Source organism: Pseudomonas sp. VE 267-6A, assembly GCF_024126555.1.
GTDB classification, from domain to species: Bacteria; Pseudomonadota; Gammaproteobacteria; order Pseudomonadales; family Pseudomonadaceae; genus Aquipseudomonas; species Aquipseudomonas palmensis.
The window spans coordinates 78,278-100,773 of sequence record NZ_JAMYBY010000013.1; the positions used below are offsets into that span (position 1 = coordinate 78,278).

Here is a 22,496-nt window from a genome sequence, read left to right on the forward strand (position 1 = left end):
ACTCAGGCAGGTAAACAGTCGGGTGACGCGTGGAGTCGAACGCCTTGGGCTCTCTTGACGGAGCCTGTGGCCTTACCAGCAGATCCCTTCCTGGGTGGCGTTGCTGGCGTTGGGCATGAAACCGACCAGGTCGACGATCTGCTTGTCGCCATTGCCTTCCAGGGCCTGGGCGAAACGCGGGTCGTTGTTGCCCAGCACGATGATCTCGGCGCCGTCGATCACCTGGTCGAGGTCGTTGCACAGCAGCGACGACACGTGCGGGATCTTCGACTCGATGTAGTCGCGGTTGGCGCCGAACACCCGGGCATACTCGACGTTGGCGTCGAAGATGCGCAGCTCGTAACCCTTGCCGATCAGCATTTCGGCCAGCTCCACCAGCGGGCTTTCGCGCAGGTCGTCGCTGCCGGCCTTGAAGCTCAGCCCCAGCAGGCCGATACGGCGCTTGTTGAAACCGCTGACCAGGTCGAAGGCGTTCTGCACCTGGCTGCGGTTGCTGGACATGATCGAGGCCAGCAGCGGGTGCTCGACGTCCAGCTGGCCGGCGCGGTAGGTGAGGGCGCGCACGTCCTTGGGCAGGCACGAGCCGCCGAAGGCGAAGCCGGGGCGCAGGTAGTAGCGCGACAGATTGAGCTTGTGGTCCTGGCACACCACGTCCATCACCTCGCGTCCGTCCACCCCGGAGGCCTTGGCGATGTTGCCGATCTCGTTGGCGAAGCTCACCTTGGTGGCGTGCCACACGTTGCAGGTGTACTTGATCATCTCGGCCACTTCGATCGACTTGCGGATCACCGGGGCGTCCAGGCCCTCGTACAGCGATTGCAGGATGTCGCCCGACTGGGTGTCGAGTTCGCCGATCACGGTCATGGCCGGGAAGTCGTAGTCCTTGATGGCCGTGCTTTCACGCAGGAACTCGGGGTTGACCGCCACGCCGAAATCGACGCCGGCCTTCTTGCCCGAGGCTTGCTCGAGCAGCGGGATGACCACGTTGTTGACCGTGCCTGGCAGCACGGTGCTGCGCACCACCACGGTGTGACGGCCAGCCTTGTCACGCAGGGCTTCGCCGATCTGGCGGCATACGGCCTCCATGTACACCAGGTCGAGGTCGCCGTTCTTCTTGCTGGGCGTGCCCACGCACAGCAGCGACAGTTCGGTGTCGAGCACGGCGCGTTGTACGTCGGTGGTGCCGTACAGGCGCCCTTGCTGCACGGCCTGTTGCAACAGCTGCTCGAGCCCCGGCTCGACGATGGGCGACTTGCCCTGGTTGATCATGTCGATCTTGGCCGGGGAGATATCCACCCCCACCACATTGTGGCCACGTGCCGAGAGGCACCCGGCGCACACGGCACCTACATATCCGAGCCCGAAAATACTGATGTTCATAGAGATCCCTTTAGCACTGTTCGCCTGAGCGAACCCTTGTGTAGTTGATAAATGTTCAGGCGGCAGGCGCAAACTGAAACGCGGCGAACGTTGATGTTCGTCGGCGGCTTATCTCTCTTTTTTTCATCCTATAGCGTTTAATTTTGGAACGGCAACACTTCATATCAAATTAACTAGAAAAAAATATAGTTTGTTTTGTGAAAGTTAAAAAACCGTTTAAAAACAATGACATATAGTTTGTAGAAAGTTCGACGTCAAAAAATTGATATGTGTATTGGGTGTGTTTTAATGGCGCCAAAAAAATGCTTCCACGAGGTTTTTACATAAATTTTAATGGTGGCAAATCGCCTTCATTTAATTAGGTAAACCGTTTCAGCTTAATGTTTTGAAAGTTGCAATCGGGCGACGGGTTAGTTGTGTTGATGAGTGCATCGCGAGCGTGAACAGCCTGTTTTACTGGCGTTGCTTTTTTTTGCATTCGCCACCGCTTGTGCTCCGCGTGGCGAGCCGGGCATAGTTTCAGTTTCATGCGTGGCCTGTGCCTGTACAGGCAGGTCTGCTCATCCAGGCAGAAGCCACGCTGCAGTGACGATGAGCCGCGTAGGAAGCCACGTAGGAAGGCTGGGAAATTGACGTCAGCCGGATGGCGTTTACAGTTAGCTCACCCGGTCGATTTTTTGCTAAGGTGGCCGGATACAATTCACACCGTAACGCGAGGTGTCTGCTTGATCAGGGTCCTGGTGGTCGATGACCACGATTTGGTGCGTACGGGCATTACCCGCATGCTGGCCGACATCGACGGCCTGCAGGTGGTAGGGGAAGCCGATTCCGGCGAGGCAGCACTGAAACTCACCCGCGAACTCAAGCCCGACGTGGTCCTGATGGACGTCAAGATGCCCGGCATCGGTGGCCTGGAGGCGACCCGCAAGCTGCTGCGCAGCCACCCCGACATCAAGGTGGTGGCCGTGACCGTGTGCGAGGAAGACCCGTTTCCCACCCGCCTGCTGCAGGCCGGTGCGGCCGGCTACCTGACCAAGGGCGCCGGGCTGGGTGAAATGGTCCAGGCCATTCGCCTGGTGTTTGCCGGGCAGCGCTACATCAGCCCGCAGATAGCCCAGCAGCTGGCACTCAAGTCGTTCGAACCGCAGAATGCCTCGCCGTTCGACAGCCTGTCGGAGCGGGAGATCCAGATCGCCCTGATGATCGTCGGTTGCCAGAAGGTGCAGATCATTTCCGACAAGCTGTGCTTGTCGCCGAAGACGGTGAATACGTACCGTTACCGGATCTTCGAGAAACTTTCCGTTACCAGTGACGTGGAACTGACGTTGCTGGCCGTGCGCCACGGTATGGTTGACGCCAACCTCTGATATGACCCCAGCGTTTGATTCAAGTGCCTTTCTGGCGACCTGCAGCGGACGTCCGGGTGTCTACCGGATGTTCGATGAAGGCGCGCGCCTGCTGTATGTAGGCAAGGCCAAAAACCTCAAGAAGCGCCTGGCGAGCTATTTTCGCAAGGCGGGCCTGGCGCCCAAGACAGCCGCGCTGGTGGCGCGCATCGCTCAGGTCGAGACCACCATTACCGCCAACGAGACCGAGGCGCTGCTGCTCGAGCAGACCCTGATCAAGGAATGGCGCCCGCCGTACAACATCCTGTTGCGCGACGACAAGTCCTACCCCTATGTGTTCCTCAGTGATGGCGACTACCCGCGCCTGGGCATCTATCGCGGGGCCAAGAAGGCCAAGGGCAGGTACTTCGGCCCTTACCCCAGTGCCGGTGCCATTCGCGAAAGCCTGAGCCTGCTGCAGAAGACCTTCTTCGTGCGCCAGTGCGAAGACAGCTATTACGCCAACCGCACCCGGCCGTGCCTGCAGTACCAGATCAAGCGCTGCAAGGCGCCGTGCGTCGGCCTGGTCGAACCACAGGAGTACGCCGCCGACGTGCGCCACTCGGTGATGTTCCTGGAGGGGCGCAGCCACCAGTTGACCAACGAGCTCAACGAAGAGATGGAGCGCGCCGCGATGGCCCTGGAGTTCGAGCGTGCCGCCGAGCTGCGCGACCAGATCGCCTTGCTGCGTCGCGTGCAGGATCAGCAGAGCATGGAGGGCGGCAGCGGCGACGTGGATGTGGTGGCCGCCTTCGTCAACCCGGGCGGGGCGTGCGTGCACCTTATCAGCGTGCGCGGCGGGCGGGTGCTGGGCAGCAAGAACTTCTTTCCGCAGGTGGGCATCGAGGAAGACGTGGCCGAGGTGCTGTCGGCGTTCCTGGCCCAGTACTACGTGGGCAACGCCGAGCGCGAACTGCCTGCCGAGCTGATCGTCAACGTGGTGCACGAAGACTTCGAAGCCCTGTGCGCCGCCGTCGAGGCCCTGCGGGGTCGCGAGCTGACCATCAGCCATCGGGTGCGCGGCACCCGCGCGCGCTGGCAGCAACTGGCCGTGACCAACGCCGAGCAGGCGCTGATGGCGCGCCTTGCCAACCGCCAGCACATGGCCGCGCGCTTCGATGCGCTGGCCCAGGTGCTGGACCTGGATGAAACCCCGCAGCGCCTGGAGTGCTACGACATCAGTCACTCCAGCGGCGAGGCCACCGTGGCCTCCTGCGTGGTGTTCGGCCCCGAAGGCCCGATCAAGTCCGACTACCGGCGCTACAACATCGAGGGCGTGACCGCCGGCGATGACTACGCGGCCATGCACCAGGCCCTGACCCGGCGCTTCTCGCGGATCAAGGACGGTGAGGGCAAGCTGCCGGACGTGCTGCTGGTGGATGGCGGCAAGGGCCAGCTGAACATGGCCCGCGACGTGCTGCAGGAACTGGCCGTGCCCGACCTGATTCTGCTGGGCGTGGCCAAGGGCACCACGCGCAAGGCCGGTTTCGAAACCTTGTACCTCAACGACGTGGCCCACGAGTTCACCCTCAAGGGCGACTCGCCGGCGCTGCACCTGATCCAGCAGATCCGCGACGAGGCGCACCGTTTCGCCATCACCGGTCACCGCGCGCGGCGCGGCAAGACGCGGCGCACCTCGACCCTGGAAGGCGTCGCCGGGGTAGGGCCCAAGCGCCGGCGCGACCTGCTAAAACACTTTGGCGGACTGCAGGAACTGAGCCGTGCCAGCGTCGAAGAAATCGCCAAAGCACCCGGAATCAGTAAAAAGCTTGCCGAGTCGATTTATGACAGCCTGCATAGCGAGTAGAATGCCCGCTCACCTCGCAGCCAGTTGTGCCGATGAATATCCCGAATCTGCTTACCGTACTACGCGTTCTGCTCATACCGATCTTCATACTGCTGTTCTATGTGCCGTATCACTGGAGCTACATAGCCGCCAGCAGCGTGTTTGCCGTTGCCGCCGCCACCGACTGGCTGGACGGTTACCTGGCTCGTCGGTGGCAGCAGAGCACTCCGTTTGGCGCCTTCCTCGACCCGGTCGCGGACAAGCTGATGGTGGCCGTGGCCCTGGTGCTGCTGGTGCAGGTGCATGCCAACCTGTGGCTCACGCTGCCGGCGGCGGTCATCATCGGTCGCGAGATCGTGGTGTCGGCGCTGCGTGAATGGATGGCCGAGATGGGCGCACGTGCCCATGTGGCGGTGTCCAACCTGGGCAAGTGGAAGACCGCGGCGCAGATGCTGGCGCTGGTGATCCTGCTGGGCAACCCGCCGGTGTGGGGGTTCTGGGTAGGCCTGGGTTATGCGCTGCTGCTGGTGGCGGCGGGGCTGACCCTGTGGTCGATGGTGCACTACCTGCGTGCAGCCTGGCCGCACCTGCGTGAAGGCTCTGAAATAAAATAAACTTTTTTGAATCAAGGGGTTGACGGCGTTTTTAAAATCGCTAGAATGGCCCCCATCAACACGACGCGGGAATAGCTCAGTTGGTAGAGCACGACCTTGCCAAGGTCGGGGTCGCGAGTTCGAGTCTCGTTTCCCGCTCCAGTATTTGGAGCTACAGATCGAAAGGTCTGTAATTCGTCAGAAAGAAGGGCCACTGAAAAGTGGCCCTTTTTTCGTTGCGCAACAATCCTCTTCGAATACGCAAGACAGGACGTCTTCAACCGTCCAGGGCCTGCTGTGTGTTCAGCACGGTCTCCAGGCGCGTTTGCACCTGGCGTACTTTCCGGGCCAGCTGCGGCGTGATGTGCGACCCCGCAAGCTGGCATTCCAGTTCGGCGCACAAGGTGGCCAGGGCGAACGCCTGAACCGAGCACAGGGCGCCGCCCAGGCTGTGCAGTACCTGCGCCAGGACGCCGGCATCGGCGTTGTCCAGTGCGACGTGGATCTTGCGCAGGTCGTCGCGCATCGAGGTGATGAACAGTTTTCGCATCGCAGGCGGAACGTGGACGGTGTCGACGTCGCTCGATGGTGTGGTGGCGGCGTCGTCGACCTCGGTGAAGGGCTGCGGCAGAACCAGCTCGCAGTGCTGCAACAGCTGAGTGCGCAAGGTGTGCAGGTTCAGGGGCTTGACCATCCAGGCGTTCATGCCCACGGCCGCGCAGCGCTCGCCTTCATCGCGCATGGCGTTGGCTGTGATGCCGATCACGGGCAGGTCGGCATCCTGCTGGCGCAATGCCTGGGTCAGCTCATAGCCATTGATAACCGGCATGTTGACGTCGGTGAGCACCAGGTCGTACGCCCCGGGCGCCCAGAGTGCCAGTGCCTGCTCACCGTTGAACGCCACCGTGACCACGCAGCCCAGGGCTTCGAGTTGCTCCTTGATGATCGCCTGATTGATGGGGTTGTCTTCGGCTACCAGAATCCGCAGGTCCAGTGGCTGGCGGGTGCCCGCTGGCCAGGCGCTGTGCTGCGTGTCGTGACCGCCGTGCGCCAGGCCCACCGCCCTGGCGATCGCGCGAACGTCGTAGGCATCGACCTCCCAGCCATCAGCGCCGTGGTCGGGTGGGTTGGGCCCGCCCGGTACGGCGTTGATCCGGGGGCCAGCCCACGCTTGACCGGACGCGAGCATGTCCACCAACAGTGTCGCGTCGTTGCCCGAACCCATGTCGCTGGCCAGCGGACGGGCGTCTACCCCCAGCCGAACGAGCCAGGCGCAAAGGTGCCGGGCCAGTTCCGGGACGGGCGCGCGCACGTACACAGGGGCGGTGGATGGCTCGAATTCAGGACAGTCGGTGAGTGCGCCGGGCGCGCGGGGCAGCTTCAACTGCAGGGTGAAACTGCTGCCCAGCCCGATTGCACTGACCACGTCGAGCTGGCCGTCCATCAGTTCGCAGAGCCGGCGGCAGATGGACAGGCCCAGGCCTGCACCGGCCTCGCTGCTGGCGTCGCGCACCTGATAGAACGGGTCGAACAGATGCACCTGCTGGGCCTGGGAAATGCCCAGTCCCGAATCGCTGACCTGCCACTGCAACTGGCTGTATTCGCTGTCCTGTTCCACGACCCGAGCCCGCAGCACCACCCGGCCGCTGTCGGTGAACTTGATGGCATTGCTCAGCAGGTTGTTGAGGATCTGGCGAATGCGCAACGGATCGCCGCGCAGCCGGTCGGGCAGGTCGGCATCGATGCAGGCATACAGTTGCAAGCCTTTGGCCTGGGCGTATGCACTGTAGGTGCCGAGTGTGGCCTCGATCATCTCCAGAGGGCAGAAGTCCAGATCGTCGATGGTCATCTGTCCGGATTCGATCTTCGACACATCCAGCACGTCGCTGATCAGCTGGAACAGGGTGGCCGATGATCGCTGGATGGTCTGCAGGTAGTGCTGCTGGCGCGGGTCGAGCGCGGTCAGCCCCATCAGCTCCAGGGTGCCCAGTACGCCGTACAGCGGTGTGCGGATCTCATGGCTCATGGTGGCCAGGAAACGTGTCTTGGCTTCATTGGCGGAATCGGCGGCCAAGCGCGCCTGTTCAAGGCTGGCGGCATCTTCGACAAGCCGGGTAACGTCATGAAAGGCACACAGCCAGGCGTTTTCGCCGTGGTAGCGGGTAGGCACAAGGCTCACGTGCCAATGGCGGCCTTCAACCTGCAGATCGGTTGAGCCCCGCTCGGCCAGGTCGTGCTGTCGACGCAGGGCGCCGATCAGCGTGGCGCTGCCGTGGGACTGCTGGGCGTGCTGGTTTTCCAGCAGCACCGCGTAGTCGCTGCAACGCAGCACGCACAGACCGGCTGGCGCCGTGTCGATGACGGCTCGACTGAAAGCCTCGCTCTCGGCGATGTCTTCAAGTGCACGGTGGGCAGGCAACACCACATGCTTGCGATACCAGTGATTGAATGCCCAGCCGCCGCCCAATCCGGCCAGCATCAGTGCAACCAGCCCCAGCAGCGGCCAGAAGGCATAGTCCACAAAGCTTTTGAAACCGATCACATAGATGCCGGTCCAGGGCTGCTCGCCCGGGCTTGTCACACGGAACACCAGCCCGTCAGCGTTCAGGTTCAGGCCTTCATGCAGCACCCGATCGGGCTTGAACTCGCCCACCAATGCCTCGCGGGTGGGGGCGATCAGGCTGAAGTGATCGTAGATCGACCATTGCATGATGCGTTCGATGTTGTTGACCTGATCCAGCGTGAACATGGACGCCACCACCACCGAGGGGCTGGCCCCTGAAATGTGCAGCCGGGTTGCCGACAGGTCGATGTCGACATACCCCAGCACAGTGGCAGGGGCATCGGGGCCTGCGTCATAGGGCACCCACTGCACCTGGTGGTCCCGCGGCGCGTGGTCGTGCAGGCTCTTGCCCACCTGGCGCACCACACGATCGAAGTCCTCTTGTCGGGGCCGACCCGTGCCGCGCAGGCGCCCCATGGCCGGTACGCTGATATCGAAGTTGTCCGGCAGGTTGAACAGCAGCACCTGGGGCGATTGATAGTGCGAAGCCGACCAGAATGCACTGTAGTAGTTGGCCAGGTTCGCCCCCAGGGTAGAGACGCTGGCGTGTTGCGAGGCTGCGATCCTGGCCGGGTTGATCTTCACGCTGAACGGCAGGGAGAAGGCGTATTCGAGTTCTTCATAGACCGCACCGGTGGCATCGGACGAAGACCGTTGCACCACCACCGGCACACTGGAGGCGCCCAGCAGTTGGCCTTCGGCGCTTTTGCGCGACACGGCGCTGAGAAAGGCTTCCTGCTCGCGGATGTTTTCCATCAGGCGGGCGAAGTGAAACTTCACCGTGTCTTCCTGCTTCTGCAGCACGCGATTCACGCCCCAGTAGCACAAGCCAGTCAACAGCAGCGCCAGGCCCAGGAGCACGGCAAGCCCCATGTTCAGGCGCAGTGAACTGCTGGCCAGCCTGTCCAGGCGGGTGTAGCGGTGATTCATCGTGCAATCCCGTCAGTGATGAGGCGCGTCCAGACCCAGTCTATACAAGAGCTGGAGTGCTTGCCGGATCATCCCGGGTGCCACACCCCGTGCGGCCCTAGCCCTGCGGTAGCGTTCGGGTGCGGTTTTCAGCCACGAGCCGCCATACGATCATCAGGCCGGCAAGCCCCAGCCAAGGCAGCAGCAGCGCATTCAGCACCTGCCAGCCAAACACGTCGAGCAGGCCGCCGGCGCCAAACGAGCACGTCAATCCCACCGCAAAGATCGCCATGTCGTTGGTCGCCTGGGCCCGGCTCTTTTCCGCCGGGCTGTAGGTTGTGGTCAGCAAGGCCGTGCCGCCGATGAACAGGAAATTCCAGCCCACACCCAGCAGAACCAGAGCACTGGCAAAGGCATTGAAGCCCGTGCCGGACCAGGTGGTCAGAACGTGCAAGGCCAGCAGCATCACGCCCAGCAGCATCACCCACGCCGCACCCAGCCGGGAAATCAGGGCGCCGGTGAAGAACGAGGGCAGGAACATGCCCATCACGTGCAACTGGATGACGGTGGCGGCCGTGGCCAGCGGATGGTGATGGTGGAGCATCGCCAGCGGAGTCGCCGTCATCGCCAGTATCATCACGCCATAGCCGGTCACCGCGCCGAACAGGGCTACCAGGTAGGTCGGCTGCAGGACGATCCGTGCCCATGGCCGGCCCTTGTCCAGGCCCGCCGCCGGTGGTTCGGTGGCAGGCATATCCAGAAACAGCAGCACGCCCAGCCCCAACACGGCGACGACGGTCAGCAGAACAAATGACCCGAAGTACTGCGGGCCTATCCACTGGCCTCCGAACCGCGCCAACGCCGGCCCCAGCAGTGCAGCGACTATGCCACCTGCCAGCACCAGCGAGATGGCCTTGGGGCGCAAGCTCTCGTCCGCGACCTCGCTTGCGGCAAAACGGTAGAACTGGGCAAAGGCCTGATAGGTGCCGACCAGGAAGGTGCCCAGTGCGAGCAGGGCCAGGGAGCCGAACCATATACCGGCGGCAGCGACCATGCCGCCGGTCACGCCCAGCGCCGCGCCAAGTACAAAGCCGGCCCTGCGCCCGGCGTTTGCCATGAATGACGAGGCCGGAAACATCGCCAGTGCGGTGCCCAGGAACATGCTGGCGATAGGCAATGTGGCCATGTCGGCGCGGTGGGTCAACTGGGCGCCTGCCAGTGCGCCGATGGTCATTACCAGAACCGAAACCGTCTGGAACAAGGCCTGTGCACTTGCCAGAATGCCGACCTGCCTGTGCATGTGTGTGTTTTTCATCTTGCGTGCAGCCTCTGTCTTGCCTGGGTGAAATCGAGGCTGGAAGTATGAAAATCGCAGGTCTATTATTCAAACGAATAATATCGTTACCTAACCTCAGTAAATTTAATGGACAGAATCCCGATCGATGTTCGCCACCTGCAAACGCTGGTGGCCCTGCGCGACAGTGGCAGCGTCTCCCGCGCCGCGTCCTGGATGCGACTGACCCAAGGCGCCTTGTCCCATCACATCAAGGCGCTGGAGGAGTTTTTCGGCACCCCATTGTTCGTTCGCAAGTCTTCCCCGGTGGTCTTTACGCCGGCTGGCAAGCGGCTGCTGGAAGCCGCCGACAAAGTGGTGCCCATTCTTAATCAGACCACGCGTGACCTGCTGCAGATGGCCGAAGGCACCGGCGGTACCTTGCGTATCGCCGTCGAATGCCACACCTGTTTTGACTGGCTCATGCCCGCAGTCGATGCCTTTAGAGCACGCTGGCCTGAGGTGGAAGTGGACCTGGTATCGGGTTATCACGACGATCCCGTTGGCCTGCTGCATCAGCGCACCGCCGATCTTGCACTGGTGTCCTGCTCCGAAAGGGACGAGGAAGGGGTCGATTTTCACGGGCTGTTTCGCTATCCGCTGGTGGCACTGGTTGCCAATGACCACCCCTTGGCCCTGCGCGAGTTCTTGACGGCCGAGGACTTTATCGACGAAACCCTGGTGACCTATCCGATCGAGGAAGACGCGCTGGACATTGTCCGCTCATTGTTGCGGCCCGCGGGGATCAAGCCTGTGCGCCGCACCGCCGAGCTGACTGTCGCGATCCTGATGCTGGTGGCAGCGCGGCGCGGCATTGCGGTGCTGCCACGCTGGGCCGTGCAGACCTACCTCCAGCGTCAGTACGTGACGGCCAGGCCCATCACCCGCGAGGGGCTTATCTCGGATATCTGGGCTGCCACCTTGCCGGCAGACAGCCAGAAACCCTATGTCGTCGAGTTCCTGGCGCTGCTGCGCGAAACCACGGTGGCGGCGATTCCGGATGTCGAGCTGATGGGCTGATCGGGCACCCATTCACGCACTACGTCCCGTTGCCAGCCTCTTCCTTCAGCCACGCAATGAACTGCCGGGCCATGTCGCTGATCTGCTTGTGCGGCTTGGTCAGCAGGTAATACGCCAGCTGATGCGGCATCACCAGCTCGGGGAAGGGCATCACCAGTTCGCCGCTGCGCACCGCCCGTTCGGTCAGCTCGATCGCACACAGGGCGACACCATGCCCCTCGATCGCCAGCTGCGCGAGCACATTGGAGTCGGTGACCACGTGCCCGCTGCGCACCTCCAGCCCTGGCGTGGGGTACAGCGCCTGCCAGGCTTCCCAGTCGTGATGATGCCGGTCATGCAGCAGCGGGTGACGCGCCAGGTCGGCCGGCACCCGCAGCGCGTCGGGCCCTTCGAGCAATGCGGGCGAGCAGATCGGCACGTAGTTCAGGCCCATCAGAAACTGCGTGTCGAAACCCGGCCAGTCGGCCGTGCCCCACTTGATCGCCAGCTCCACCTCGTCGGGAAACTCGACGCGCTGGGTGCTCAGCAGTTGCTGGATGCGCAGCGCGGGGAAGCGCTGGGTGAAATGCTTCAGGCGCGGGGTCAGCCAGAACGCGCTCATCACCGGCTCGGCCTCGATGTGCAGCACCGACGGTGCGGCCTTGCGCGCGCATTTCTCGAAGGCGGCCACCAGCTGGTCAAAGGGGGCGCGAACATCGTCCAGCAGCGCGGCGCCGGCCCTGGTCAGGGCCACGGTACGGGTCGAACGCACGAACAGCGTCACCCCCAATGCCTCCTCCAGCTTGACCACCTGCTGGCTGATGGCCGACTGCGACAGGTGCAGCGCGGTGGCGGCACGGGTGAAGCTGCCGTGCTCGGCAACGGTCTTGAAGGCCAGCAGCAGGGTCATGTGCGGCAGGCGGGTCAGGGCGAATTTATTCATAAGACTTCGTTATTAGTCCATTACCAAATCGCGATTCTCTCGGCGCTGGGCACCAGCTTACATTAGCCGCCGAGCCCGCCAATACGGGGGTCTGTCCAATAATTACAACAGTTGGGACTCACTATGCAGCAGAACACCCAGAAAGACCTGACGCTGATTTTCACCAGCATCGTGGTGATATCGCTGACGGTCATCGGTTTGATGATGTTCCCCGATCAGGCCAAGGTACTGGCCGATCAGCTCTTCACCCGTGCCACCACCACCTTCGGTGTGCTGGTCCAGGTACTGGGCTTTGCCTGCGTGGTGCTGGTGATCGGCCTGGGCATGAGCAAGTACGGCAACATCCGCCTGGGCGAGGGCAAGCCCGAGTACAGGAACACCAGCTGGATCTTCATGTTCATCTGCGCCGGCCTCGGCTCGGCGACCATGTACTGGGCGTTCATGGAATGGGCCTACTACTACCTCACCCCGGGCCTGAACATCACCGCCGCCAGCAAGCAGGCGCTGGAGATGAGCATCGCCTACTCGTTCTTCCACTGGGGCGTGACCCCGTGGGCCATCTACGGCATCGCCTCGCTGGCGATGGCGTATCACTTCCATGTGCGCAAGAACAAAGGCTTGAGCCTGGCGGGCATCATCGAGTCGATCACCGGCTACAAGGCCCACGGCCCGGTCGGGCGGGTCATCGACCTGATCTTCCTGTTCGCCACCTTCGGCGGGCTGGTGCTGACCACCACCCTGACCACCTCCACCGTGGCCAAGGGGCTGTCGGACCTCACCGGGCTTGCCGACGGCTTCATGCTCAAGGCGTCGCTGGTGATCCTGGTGACACTGGTGTTCTCGCTCAGCTCCTACATCGGCATCAGCTCCGGCATGCAGCGCCTGGCAAAACTGGCCTGCGGCATGACCATGCTGTTCGCCCTGGTCGTGCTGCTGCTGGGGCCCACCCAGTTCAGCGTCAGCAACATCGCCAACGCCATCGGCCTGACCCTGCAGAACTTCATCCACATGAGCCTGTTCACCGACCCTACCGGGGACGGCGGCTTCTCCCGTGACTGGACCGTGTTCTACTGGCTGTACTGGATCACCTACACGCCGGGCGTGGCAATTTTCGTCACCCGCGTCTCCAAGGGCCGCACGATTCGCGAGGTGGTACTGGCGATGATCCTGGGCGGCTGCGGCGGTTGCTGGTTCTTCTTCGGCAGCCTGCAGAGCTTTGCCATTCACCAGTTCGTCACCGATGTGGTCAATGCCCCGGCCATGCTCAGCGGTGCCGGCGGCGAAGCGGCGGTGTCGATGCTGCTCGCCAGCCTGCCGTTCGGCAAACTGCTGTCGGTGGTGTACTTCCTGCTCATGCTGGTGTTCCTGGCCTCGCACCTGGACGCCGTGGCCTACACCGTGGCCGCCACCAGCACCCGCAACCTGCGTGAAGGCCAGGACCCGTCGCCGAGCCTGCGCCTGTTCTGGTGCCTGATGCTGGCCGTGCTGCCGCTGGCGATGCTGTACATCAATGCCTCGCTCAACACCCTCAAGACTGCCGTGATCCTCACCGCCATCCCGTTCATCTTCATCCTCATGGTGAAGATCTGGGGGCTGCTGAAGTGGCTGCGCGAAGACTACGCGGCAATGCCCGCACACCTGATCGAAGCGCAGTCCGCCCGCCTGGCCCAGGGCACTGCGTGCGACGCCGAACAGGCCCCTCGCCAAGCTTGCCAGGGCGCCCCGAAAACTCTGGAAAACCTGCAATGAAAATAGTCGATGTAGAAGCGATCTGGTTGCGCGTGCCTGGGCTCGACCAGCCCTGCGAGTGGGGTGAGGATGCGTTGATCGTGCGCATCTACACCGACAGCGGCCTGCTGGGCATCGGTGAAACCGACAGCTCGCCGGCCGTGGTCAAGGCCCTGATCGAAACCCCGGCATCCCATGAAACCTGCCAGGGGTTGCGCGACATCCTGGTCGGGGAGAACCCGCTGGAAATCGACCGGCTGTGGAAGAAGATGTACCGCCACTGCGAATACATGGGCCGGCGCGGCGTGGCCATCCATGCCATCAGCGCGCTCGACATCGCCCTGTGGGACATCGCCGGCCAGCACTACGGCGTGCCGGTGCACACCCTGCTCGGCGGCAAGTACCGTGAGCGCATCGCCGCCTACGGCACCTTCATCCCGCGGCCCGACGAGGCCGGCAACCGCGAGCGGGTACGCGGCCTGCTGGCCCAGGGCCTGCGCAGCATCAAGCTCGGCGGCGCAGGTTTTGGCGAAGACCTGCCCAGGGACAAGGCATTGCTGCAACTGGTGCGCGAGGAGATCGGCGACGACGTGCAACTGCAGATCGACCTGGTGGGGCGCTGGCGCAACTACTCCCACGCGCTGGTGCAATGCGATGCACTGCGCCAGTTCAACCTCAACTGGATCGAGGAACCCTTGCCTTCGGACGACACCCGCGGCCTGGCGTACCTGGCCGAGCGCTCCGGGCTGCGCGTATCCGGCGGCGAGGGGCTGGCCACGCGGCACGAGTTCCGTCACTTTCTGGAGGCTTCGCGCCCGGCGATCATCCAGCCCGACATCACCCGCTGCGGCGGCATCAGCGAGATGCGCCACATCTATGAACTGGCGCAACTGCACGGCGCGCAACTGGTGCCCCACGGCTTCAGCACCGGCATCCTGCTGGCAGCCACCGTGCACTTTCTGGCGGCCAGCGAGTTTGGCGAGTTGATCGAATACTCGCAAAGCGACAGCCCGTTGTTCCGTGGCCTGGTGAGCAACCTGCTGGCACTGGAGGACGGCCATGTGCGCGTGCCCGACAGCCCAGGCCTTGGCGTGATACTGGACGAGGCGATGATCGAGCGTTATCGCGTTCGCACCTAGAGGCGGGAGGCCCCCATGCACAACCAGATCATCGACCGGGTCGAGGTGTTCGTGTGCGCGCCGCCGCTGCGCGGCTCCACCTGGACCCCGGAGCAACCGGCACCGTACACCACGCACACCTTCATCCGCATCAGCACCTGCGACGGCATCGTCGGCGTGGCGGCTACCGATTCGTACACCACGCACCACCCCGACGCGGTACTGGCCGAGACGCTGCGCGACATGATCCCCGACCTGCTCGGGCGCTCGGCACTGCAGCGCGAAGGGCTGTGGATGCACTTCAAGCCCAGGGCCTATGCGCGCTCGGCCCAGGCCCAGGCGCTGATCGACGTGGCGCTGTGGGACATCGCGGCGCAGGCGGCGGGCCTGCCCCTGTTCAGGCTGCTGGGCGGCTACCGCGAGCGCATCGACGCCTACGCCAGCACGCCGGTGCTGGCCACGCCGCAGGCCTATGTGGACGCCGTGCAGCAACTGGTCGAGGCGGGCTTTGCGGCCATCAAGTTCCATTGCTGGTGCGACCCGGCGCGCGACCTGCAACTGCTCGAGCAGGTTCAGCGGGCCCACGGCGACAAGGGCCTGGCGCTGATGCTGGACGTGGAGCAGCGATACGACCTGGACGCCGCGCTCAAGGTCGGGCGGGTGCTGGGCGAGCTGGGCTACGCCTGGTTCGAGGCGCCGCTGGACGACTACGACCTGGCCGGGTACCGGCACTTGAGCACGCGGCTGCAGGTGCCGGTACTGGCCGCCGGCAACGCCATCACCGACAGCCAGCTGGTGGCGTTTGCCGCCAGCCAGCAGTGCTGGAGCCGTGTGCGGGTGGATGTGATGACCTGCGGCGGCATCACCCCCGCGCTGAAGATCATCCACCACGCTGCGGCCAGCGGGCTCAAGGTCGAACTGCAGAGCTGGGGGCATTCGCTGGCGCAGGCGGCCAACCTGCACCTGATGCTGGGGCAGCCGGTGTGCAGCTACTTCGAACAGGCGTGCGAGGTCGAGCTGTTCGAGTTCGCCACCGCCAACCCGATCCGCACCAACGCGCAAGGGCAGGTGACAGTGTCGCAGCAACCGGGCCTGGGCCTGCAGATCGACTGGGAGCAGATCGGGCGCGTTGCCCAGTTGCAGCTGAGCGTCGGCCGCCAGGCGGGCGCTGCGTAACTGCCGTGGTGCCGGTTTTGCAGTCATGGCGCGGGCAGCGTACGCTGCCTTGCTGCAAGGTTGGAGAAAGCTACACAGCCTAAGATTTGGTACGTGCAGTTGTGCACTGGCGACAACCCGCCCGGTGCGCAACTGCCAAGTCATACCAAAAACAATAACAGGCGACCGCCATGACGTTTTTCCTGCGCAGTATCTGCTCGATTGCTTGCTCCCTGTTCGCCACTTCGTTGCTGGCGGCGCCGCCGTCTTCGCCCGAGTGCATCGTGCCCGGTTCATCGGGTGGCGGTGGGGACCTGATGTGCCAGTTGATAAAGACAGCCCTGGCCCAGAACAAGGTGTTCGACCAGCCCATGCAGATCACCTACATGCCCGGTGGGGTCGGGGCGGTGACCTACAACACCATCATCGCGCAACGGCCGGCAGAGCCGGGCACCCTGATCGCATGGTCCAGCGGGTCGCTGCTCAACCTTGCCCAGGGCAAGTTCGGGCGCTTCGACGAGGGTGCGGTACGCTGGGTCGCCGCCCTGGGCAAAAGCTATGGCGCCATCGCGGTAAGAAGCGACTCCCCGTACAAGAACCTCGACGACCTGGTCAGGGCGCTGAAGCAGCAGCCGCGCAAGGTGCTGTTCGGCTCCGGCGGCACTGCCGGCGGGCAGGACTGGGTGCAGGCCGCATTGCTCGCCAAGGCCGCGGGTATCGATATTGGCGAATTGCGCTACATCGCCCTGGAAAGCGGCGGCGAAAGCGCCACGGCGTTGCTGGGCGGTTACATCGAAGTCAGCAGTACCGATGCGTTCGAGGTCATCACGCACCTGCAGCGCGGAGAAATGCGCCTGCTGGCCGTACTCTCGGAAGAACGCCTGGGCGGTGAGCTCAAGGACGTACCCACCGCCAGGGAACAGGGCTACGACATCGTCTGCCCGGTGGTCAGGGGTTTCTATCTGGGGCCCGGGGTCAGCGACGAGGATTATGCCTGGTGGAAGCACACCTTCGACCAGCTACTGGCCTCGGAACAGTTCGCCCAGCTTCGCAGCGGCTTCAGGCTGCTGCCGTTCGCCCTGACCGGTGATCAATTGCGCACCTACGTCAAGCAGCAGGTGGCCGGGTACAAGACCCTGATCGACGACCTTCGCAAGGGCCAGTGAGGCGGGTGCCCGAAACAGCTGCCATCTGTCGAGATACGTGCCTTGGCACGGAATTTTCATGCCTTTTTCGAACGCTGTTTTTTGTGGTGTAACCAGCACGTTCCTTCCCGCCCAGAAAAACAATCAGGGGGTTGCATGAGCTGTCTGATCTGCGCCGGCCACGCCGAGGCCATCGACTGCCCAGCCGGGTGGGAAGGGCGGCGTTGCCTTCAGTGTGGATGTTACCGTATGTCTCAAACGCTCATCCTGGCGATGATGGACGAGGGGCAGATTTTCGATGCCTGCAAGATGCGCCAGTGGCTCGAGATGCGACGCGGGGTGATGCCGATTCCGACGATTGATGTGCATGAGGCGATTCTGGTGGTGTAGTTGTGGTGGCTGGCAACTCGAATCTCACAGGCGTTGGCACGTGGCAGCCCATGTAGGAGCCGGCTTTGCCGGCGAAGCGCCGCGCTCGCGGCGCTCGATCTTGTGACCGGCACAACAGCATTGACTGGCACCTGATAACCTCACCGCGATCCTTCGGTGGCCTTTCTGAAGACATCCCCAGTCACCTGTCTTGAAATTGCATCTGGGTTTGGGGGGCATGCCTTGAATCTGATGGCGCTCTCTAGGCCGCGCGCTGCCCGCGCGTCGCTTCGCCGGCAAAGCCGGCTCCTACATGGCGCATAGGCACCCCTATCAGTGGGCCGCGTCTGCGGCCCGGGTGTCTCGTCGTTACGCGTCTACCGCTTGCGCCTCCATGCCGTCCAGCACCGTGTCGATCAACACGGTGCTCATCTCCAGCGACTGCTGCGCTGCCACCAGCAGGTGCTTGAACTGCGCGTCGGCGCGTTCGCAAGCTTGTGCGGTGGTGTCCTTGGCGCATTGGATCTGTAGCGACAGATGGACCAACGCATCTTCGAGCTCGATGCCTTCGCAGACGGAAAACAGGGGAGGGTGGTTTCCGTTGCTACAGCCGAAGGCGGTGTAGGTGGTTTTGCGGGGATTAACACACGGGGTTCGGGGACGATTCTTGTGATTGTGCAGCTCCCTTGATTGGTGGAGCCGACACCTATCGCTACCAGACGAAGGGTGGCGCTGTACGCAGGTTGGTAGACCGGGAATCAAGGAACCCGGCGCGCACGAATGCGCCCCACGCACAGCTGCCATGACACGAAACAGCAGACACAAAAAGCGATGGGCGAAGGTTAACGGGGTGGGGGTGGGTATTCAAGGTTCTGGCTTGTGGGGAAGCTGGAGGGGTTACCGTTTCAGCATTGATGCTGGTGAGGTAACGACATTTTCGAGACTTCAACACCACAAGTACCCGGAAATTTCAGATCAAGCGCTTACATCCGGTGATGTTCCAGCAAGAAGTCCACGAACAATCGCACCCGCGCCGGCATTGCCGCCCCGCCGACGAACACAGCATGGATCGGTTCCTGGTCCCCTGGGTTCCAGGCTTCCAGCAGCGGAATCAGGGTGCCGCGCTGCAGATCCTCGCGCACGCTGAACTCACCGATACGTGCAATGCCGGCGCCTACTCGCGCAAGTTGTGCCAGCGCTTCACCACTGCTGCATTCGATGTTGCCGCTGACCTTCAGGGAAAACTCTTTTCCATCGCGGATGAACGGCCAGTTGGGTTCGGCACGCCGGAAGTTGAAGCGCAGGCAATTGTGCTGAAACAAGTCTTCCGGCTCCTTGGGGATGCCCTCGCGCTGCAGATACTCGGGCGATGCCACCACCACCTGGCCGGTGTCGCCGATCCTGCGCGCGGTCAGTGGGCTGTCGGGCAGATGGCCGAAGCGGATCGCGACATCGGCCTGCCCGCCGAGAATGTCGACCACTTCGTCGCCGAGGGTAAGGTCGACGACGATGTTCGGGTAACGGGCGCTGAATGCTGCCACCAGCGGGACGATGGCCAGCCGCCCGTGGCCAAGGGCGGCACTGACCCGCAATCGCCCCCTGGGCACGCCCTGGTCAGCGATCGCTGCTTCGACCTCGTCCATATCGGCCAGGATACGCCGGGCGCCGCGCAGGAACGCTTCGCCCTCGGCAGTGAAGGCGATCGCTCGGGTGGTGCGCAACAGCAGGCGGGTGCCAAGGCGTTGCTCGGTACGCGCGATGACCCGACTGACTGCCGAGGGTGTCACGCCCAGTGCACGCGCCGCGGCCGACAGGCTGCCTTCGTGCGCCACGGTGGTGAACACGCTCATTTCACCTGACCTGCCGTTGAAGTCCACTTGTGCCTCCTGCGCAAAGGTGATTGCCAAAAATGCTATCTACCGCGTTAAAAAACTGCATCGTAGCATTGGCGGCATAGATAAGGAGCCTTCCATGCGTATCAATCCACCACTTGTCGCACTTGCCATCGGTGCCTTTGGCATCGGCGTAACAGAATTCGCCCCCATGGGCATGTTGCCGGGTATCGCTCAGGATCTGGGCGTTTCGATTCCCGCTGCCGGTTTGCTGGTCAGTGCCTATGCGCTGGGCGTATTGCTCGGTGCACCGCTGATGACCCTGACCACCGGCAGGATTCCCCGACGCTATCTGCTGATCGGGCTCATGGGGATTTTCACCTTGGGTAATCTGATGTCAGCCCTGGCCACCGATTACTACAGCCTCATGGTCGCCAGGGTGGTGACCTCACTGAACCATGGTGCATTTTTTGGCGTTGGCTCCATCGTCGCCGCCAGCGTGGTCGCCCCGGAAAAACGTGCCGGGGCGGTGGCGGCGATGTTCATGGGCCTGACCTTGGCGACCATCGGCGGTGTGCCGCTGGCCACCTGGTTTGGTGAACTGTTCGGTTGGCGCACCGCTTTCTGGGGAATTACCGGTCTCGGCGTGGTGACCATGACCGCATTATGGTTCGCCCTGCCTAACCTGAAGACGTCGCAAAGCGTCGGTGTAATGGCCGAAATTCGAGTACTGGGGCGCGGTCCGGTGCTGGGCGCGTTGGCCCTGACCGTAGTCGGGTCGAGCGCGATGTTTACTGTCTTCACTTACATCGCGCCGATCCTCAGCAGCGAGACCAATGGTTCCACCGCCTATATCACTGGCATGCTGGTTCTTTTCGGGGTGGGGTTGACGCTGGGCAACCTGTGGGGCGGCAAGGCCGCCGACCGCTCGATAGATCGCACCTTGATCGTCTCGCTAAGCGTTCTGATTCTCGTCTTGCTGGCGTTCACTCTGCTGATGCGTTGGGCGGTGCCGGCTGCTCTGGCCATCCTGATATGGGGTATCGCCAGTTTCGCCCTGGTGCCGCCACTGCAGATGCGTGTGATGGAGGCAGCGAAGGACGCGCCCAATCTTGCCTCTGCGGTGAACATTGGCGCCTTCAATTTTGGCAACGCGATTGGCGCAGCGCTGGGCGGAGCGGTGATCAACGCCGGGTTGGGTTATCCGGCCATTTCCCTGGCCGGAGCGTCGATGGGTGCTCTGGGGCTGCTGATGGTGTTGGCGTATGGCTGGCGTTCCAGAACTGTTGCATCAACAGTGGCGTGACGAAGCGCTGATGCCAGTGGCGTAGACAGTGGTCGAGCCTGAATTCAATGCGTGATGGTTGGCCGCCCCGATGGCTTTAGGTTTAAAGTCAACTTCAAGGTCAACAGAGTGTTCAGGGTGGGTTATGCGAATAGGCGAACTGGCGAAAATCAGTGGTTTGGCGCCCTCACGCATCCGGTTCTACGAGTCGAGCGGCTTGATCAAATCTGTCGAGCGCAAAGCAAATGGTTACAGGGACTACGCGCCTGATACCACGTGGGTGTTGGAGGTCATCACCGCAGCGCAGGCGGCGGGTTTTTCATTGGAAGAAATTCGGCAGTTGATGCCGATGAATGCCAGCGGTTGGCAGCACGATGAATTGCTCAGCGGGCTAAAGCAAAAGGTTGAGGAAATCGCTGTTCTACAGCAACGGCTAGCCCACAACAAAGCGCAGCTTCTGCTCGTCATCAAGGGCATCGAGGGTAAGCCCGAAAGCATGGCGTGCGCGGAAAATGCGCAAATGCTGATAAATCGCCTGCGTGAAGAAGGCATTGGCAAAGCGCCGGGCAAGCGTGCGGTGCGTTAAGGTCAAACTCCACTGCTGCACTGCGCAAAAGGGTATTGACCTTAAAGTTGACTTTAATCTTAAGGTGGCCTCCTCTTCAGTTGAGGGCTGCTCCATGAATGTGTTCGACACCCTGATGCTTCCCAACGGTTCAACCGTCAAGAACCGAATCGCCAAAGCTGCCATGGAGGAGAACATGGCGGACGCCGATCAGGCGCCTTCCAAGGACTTGCTGCGTCTCTATCAAGCATGGGCCGACGGTGGTGCCGGCCTGATCATTACCGGCAACGTTATGGTCGACGGCCGCGCCATGACCGGACCGGGTGGCGTGGTGTTGCAAGACGATCAGCAATTGCACAAGTTCAAGCACTGGGCGCGTACAGGTCGGTCTGGTGGTGCGCAGTTCTGGTTGCAGATCAATCATCCCGGTCGCCAGATGCAGTCCAATCTTGGGCAAAAGACCTGGGCCCCGTCAGCCGTGCCGCTGGACCTCGGCAAAATGTCCAGGCGATTTGCCACACCTCATGCGATGACCCAAGGCGTGATCGAAGAGGTTGTTCAGCGCTTCGCGAATACCGCACGCCTCGGCGAGCAGGCCGGATTTACTGGTGTGGAAATTCATGCTGCCCATGGCTATTTGTTGAGCCAGTTCCTTTCGCCGTTGACCAACCAGCGGACGGACGAGTGGGGTGGCCCTCTGGAAAACCGGGCGCGCCTGTTGCTCGAAATCGTCAAGGCGGTCAGGGCTGTGGTTTCTGCGGATTTTGCAGTGGCGGTCAAGCTGAACTCCGCCGATTTCCAGCGCGGAGGATTCACCGCCGATGACGCGAAAAAGGTGGTTGAGTTGCTCAACGACCTGGGCGTGGACATGGTGGAGTTATCGGGAGGCAGCTACGAAGTACCCGCCATGCAGGGTGACGCGCGCGATGGTCGCACACTGGCTCGCGAAGCCTATTTCGTCGAGTTCGCCCGTGATATCCAAACCGTCGCCAACATGCCGGTGATGGTCACTGGCGGTATACGCCGCCGCCCGGTGGCCGACAGCGTCGTGCAGAGCGGTGTGGACATGGTGGGCATCGGAACCGCTCTTGCTATCGACCCGCACCTGCCTCGCCAGTGGTTGGCGGGCAACGACAATGCCCCGCAATTGCCGCCGATCACCTGGAAAAACAAAGCCATGGCGGCCTTGGCGAACATGGCTGTAGTGAAGTTTCAACTGCGTAAACTCAGTCGCAATAAAAATCCCGACCCGAGTGTTTCACCGTTGCTCGCGCTGATCCTGCAACAGGCCGCCATGGCCTTTCGCACTCGCCGGTACCGGAGATGGGTAGAAAAGTCTTCGCATTGCAACGGCCTGACGATCGCAGCGCACGGCGATGGTCTGCCTGGATGACACCTGCGCAACATC

Annotated in this window: 18 protein-coding genes and 1 tRNA gene; 13 read left to right on the plus strand and 6 right to left on the minus strand. The window is 62.6% G+C overall.

All coding sequences use genetic code 11. From position 1 onward, the window contains the following. Positions 1-72: 72 nt before the first annotated feature. Complete coding sequence (locus NJH59_RS16545) at positions 73-1,380, minus strand: nucleotide sugar dehydrogenase (protein ID WP_043860264.1); 1,308 nt, start codon at positions 1,378-1,380, stop codon at positions 73-75. 725 nt (positions 1,381-2,105) lie between these two features. On the opposite strand from NJH59_RS16545, the gene uvrY reads away from it, so the two are divergent. The 4 genes from uvrY to NJH59_RS16565 all read left to right on the plus strand — a co-directional run bounded on the left by uvrY (position 2,106) and on the right by NJH59_RS16565 (position 5,306). Then, positions 2,106-2,747, plus strand: a complete 642-nt coding sequence (gene uvrY / locus NJH59_RS16550) for a UvrY/SirA/GacA family response regulator transcription factor (protein WP_043860265.1) — start codon at positions 2,106-2,108, stop codon at positions 2,745-2,747. A 1-nt stretch (position 2,748) separates the two neighbouring features. Further along, complete coding sequence (gene uvrC, locus NJH59_RS16555) at positions 2,749-4,572, plus strand: excinuclease ABC subunit UvrC (RefSeq protein WP_253087032.1); 1,824 nt, start codon at positions 2,749-2,751, stop codon at positions 4,570-4,572. Between the two features lie 32 nt (positions 4,573-4,604). Then, positions 4,605-5,165: a CDP-diacylglycerol--glycerol-3-phosphate 3-phosphatidyltransferase gene (gene pgsA, locus NJH59_RS16560; protein WP_043860267.1), complete on the plus strand. Its 561-nt coding sequence runs from the start codon at positions 4,605-4,607 to the stop codon at positions 5,163-5,165. A gap of 65 nt (positions 5,166-5,230) precedes the next feature. After that, positions 5,231-5,306 (plus strand) — tRNA-Gly (locus NJH59_RS16565). Positions 5,307-5,421: 115 nt separating this feature from the next. Here the strand turns inward: NJH59_RS16565 and NJH59_RS16570 are convergent. Together NJH59_RS16570 and NJH59_RS16575 are read right to left on the minus strand one after the other, a co-directional pair. Next, the gene (locus tag NJH59_RS16570) at positions 5,422-8,637 is read right to left on the minus strand and encodes a hybrid sensor histidine kinase/response regulator (protein WP_253087033.1); all 3,216 of its coding nucleotides are present in this window, start codon (positions 8,635-8,637) and stop codon (positions 5,422-5,424) included. Between the two features lie 97 nt (positions 8,638-8,734). Next, positions 8,735-9,931, minus strand: coding sequence for an MFS transporter (locus NJH59_RS16575; protein WP_054916487.1), 1,197 nt, complete (start codon positions 9,929-9,931; stop codon positions 8,735-8,737). Between the two features lie 108 nt (positions 9,932-10,039). On the opposite strand from NJH59_RS16575, the gene NJH59_RS16580 reads away from it, so the two are divergent. Further along, positions 10,040-10,969, plus strand: a complete 930-nt coding sequence (locus NJH59_RS16580; RefSeq protein WP_054916486.1) for a LysR family transcriptional regulator — start codon at positions 10,040-10,042, stop codon at positions 10,967-10,969. Between the two features lie 19 nt (positions 10,970-10,988). Here the strand turns inward: NJH59_RS16580 and NJH59_RS16585 are convergent, their stop codons facing one another. Next, positions 10,989-11,891 carry a LysR substrate-binding domain-containing protein gene (locus NJH59_RS16585; RefSeq protein WP_253087034.1) on the minus strand — a complete coding sequence of 301 codons (903 nt, stop codon included), beginning with the start codon at positions 11,889-11,891 and terminating at the stop codon, positions 10,989-10,991. Positions 11,892-12,014: 123 nt separating this feature from the next. On the opposite strand from NJH59_RS16585, the gene NJH59_RS16590 reads away from it, so the two are divergent. The 5 genes from NJH59_RS16590 to NJH59_RS16610 all read left to right on the plus strand — a co-directional run bounded on the left by NJH59_RS16590 (position 12,015) and on the right by NJH59_RS16610 (position 17,427). After that, on the plus strand, positions 12,015-13,640 hold the full coding sequence (locus NJH59_RS16590) for a BCCT family transporter (protein ID WP_054916484.1): 1,626 nt from the start codon (positions 12,015-12,017) through the stop codon (positions 13,638-13,640). Beyond that, positions 13,637-14,758, plus strand: a complete 1,122-nt coding sequence (locus tag NJH59_RS16595) for a mandelate racemase/muconate lactonizing enzyme family protein (protein WP_253087035.1) — start codon at positions 13,637-13,639, stop codon at positions 14,756-14,758. The genes NJH59_RS16590 and NJH59_RS16595 overlap by 4 nt, the downstream gene beginning before the upstream one ends. A gap of 15 nt (positions 14,759-14,773) precedes the next feature. Then, on the plus strand, positions 14,774-15,913 hold the full coding sequence (locus NJH59_RS16600; protein ID WP_253087036.1) for a mandelate racemase/muconate lactonizing enzyme family protein: 1,140 nt from the start codon (positions 14,774-14,776) through the stop codon (positions 15,911-15,913). Between the two features lie 170 nt (positions 15,914-16,083). Beyond that, positions 16,084-17,058 carry a tripartite tricarboxylate transporter substrate binding protein gene (locus tag NJH59_RS16605; protein WP_236176080.1) on the plus strand — a complete coding sequence of 325 codons (975 nt, stop codon included), beginning with the start codon at positions 16,084-16,086 and terminating at the stop codon, positions 17,056-17,058. Between the two features lie 228 nt (positions 17,059-17,286). Next, positions 17,287-17,427 carry a hypothetical protein gene (locus NJH59_RS16610; RefSeq protein WP_253087037.1) on the plus strand — a complete coding sequence of 47 codons (141 nt, stop codon included), beginning with the start codon at positions 17,287-17,289 and terminating at the stop codon, positions 17,425-17,427. Between the two features lie 348 nt (positions 17,428-17,775). Here the strand turns inward: NJH59_RS16610 and NJH59_RS16615 are convergent, their stop codons facing one another. Both NJH59_RS16615 and NJH59_RS16620 read right to left on the minus strand, forming a co-directional pair. Continuing rightward, a complete protein-coding gene (locus NJH59_RS16615) occupies positions 17,776-18,210 on the minus strand; it encodes a DUF3077 domain-containing protein (RefSeq protein WP_253087038.1) in 435 nt (144 codons plus the stop codon). A gap of 179 nt (positions 18,211-18,389) precedes the next feature. Further along, positions 18,390-19,283, minus strand: coding sequence for a LysR family transcriptional regulator (locus tag NJH59_RS16620; protein ID WP_253087039.1), 894 nt, complete (start codon positions 19,281-19,283; stop codon positions 18,390-18,392). A gap of 94 nt (positions 19,284-19,377) precedes the next feature. Between NJH59_RS16620 and NJH59_RS16625 the strand changes: the two genes are divergently transcribed. The 3 genes from NJH59_RS16625 (at position 19,378) to NJH59_RS16635 (ending at position 22,481) form a co-directional block, all read left to right on the plus strand. Continuing rightward, positions 19,378-20,544, plus strand: coding sequence for an MFS transporter (locus NJH59_RS16625; protein WP_253087040.1), 1,167 nt, complete (start codon positions 19,378-19,380; stop codon positions 20,542-20,544). Between the two features lie 124 nt (positions 20,545-20,668). Beyond that, positions 20,669-21,109 carry a MerR family transcriptional regulator gene (locus tag NJH59_RS16630; protein ID WP_253087041.1) on the plus strand — a complete coding sequence of 147 codons (441 nt, stop codon included), beginning with the start codon at positions 20,669-20,671 and terminating at the stop codon, positions 21,107-21,109. Between the two features lie 94 nt (positions 21,110-21,203). Then, positions 21,204-22,481 (plus strand): NADH:flavin oxidoreductase/NADH oxidase family protein, encoded by a 1,278-nt coding sequence (locus NJH59_RS16635; RefSeq protein WP_253087042.1) that lies wholly within the window; start codon positions 21,204-21,206, stop codon positions 22,479-22,481. Positions 22,482-22,496 lie beyond the last annotated feature (15 nt).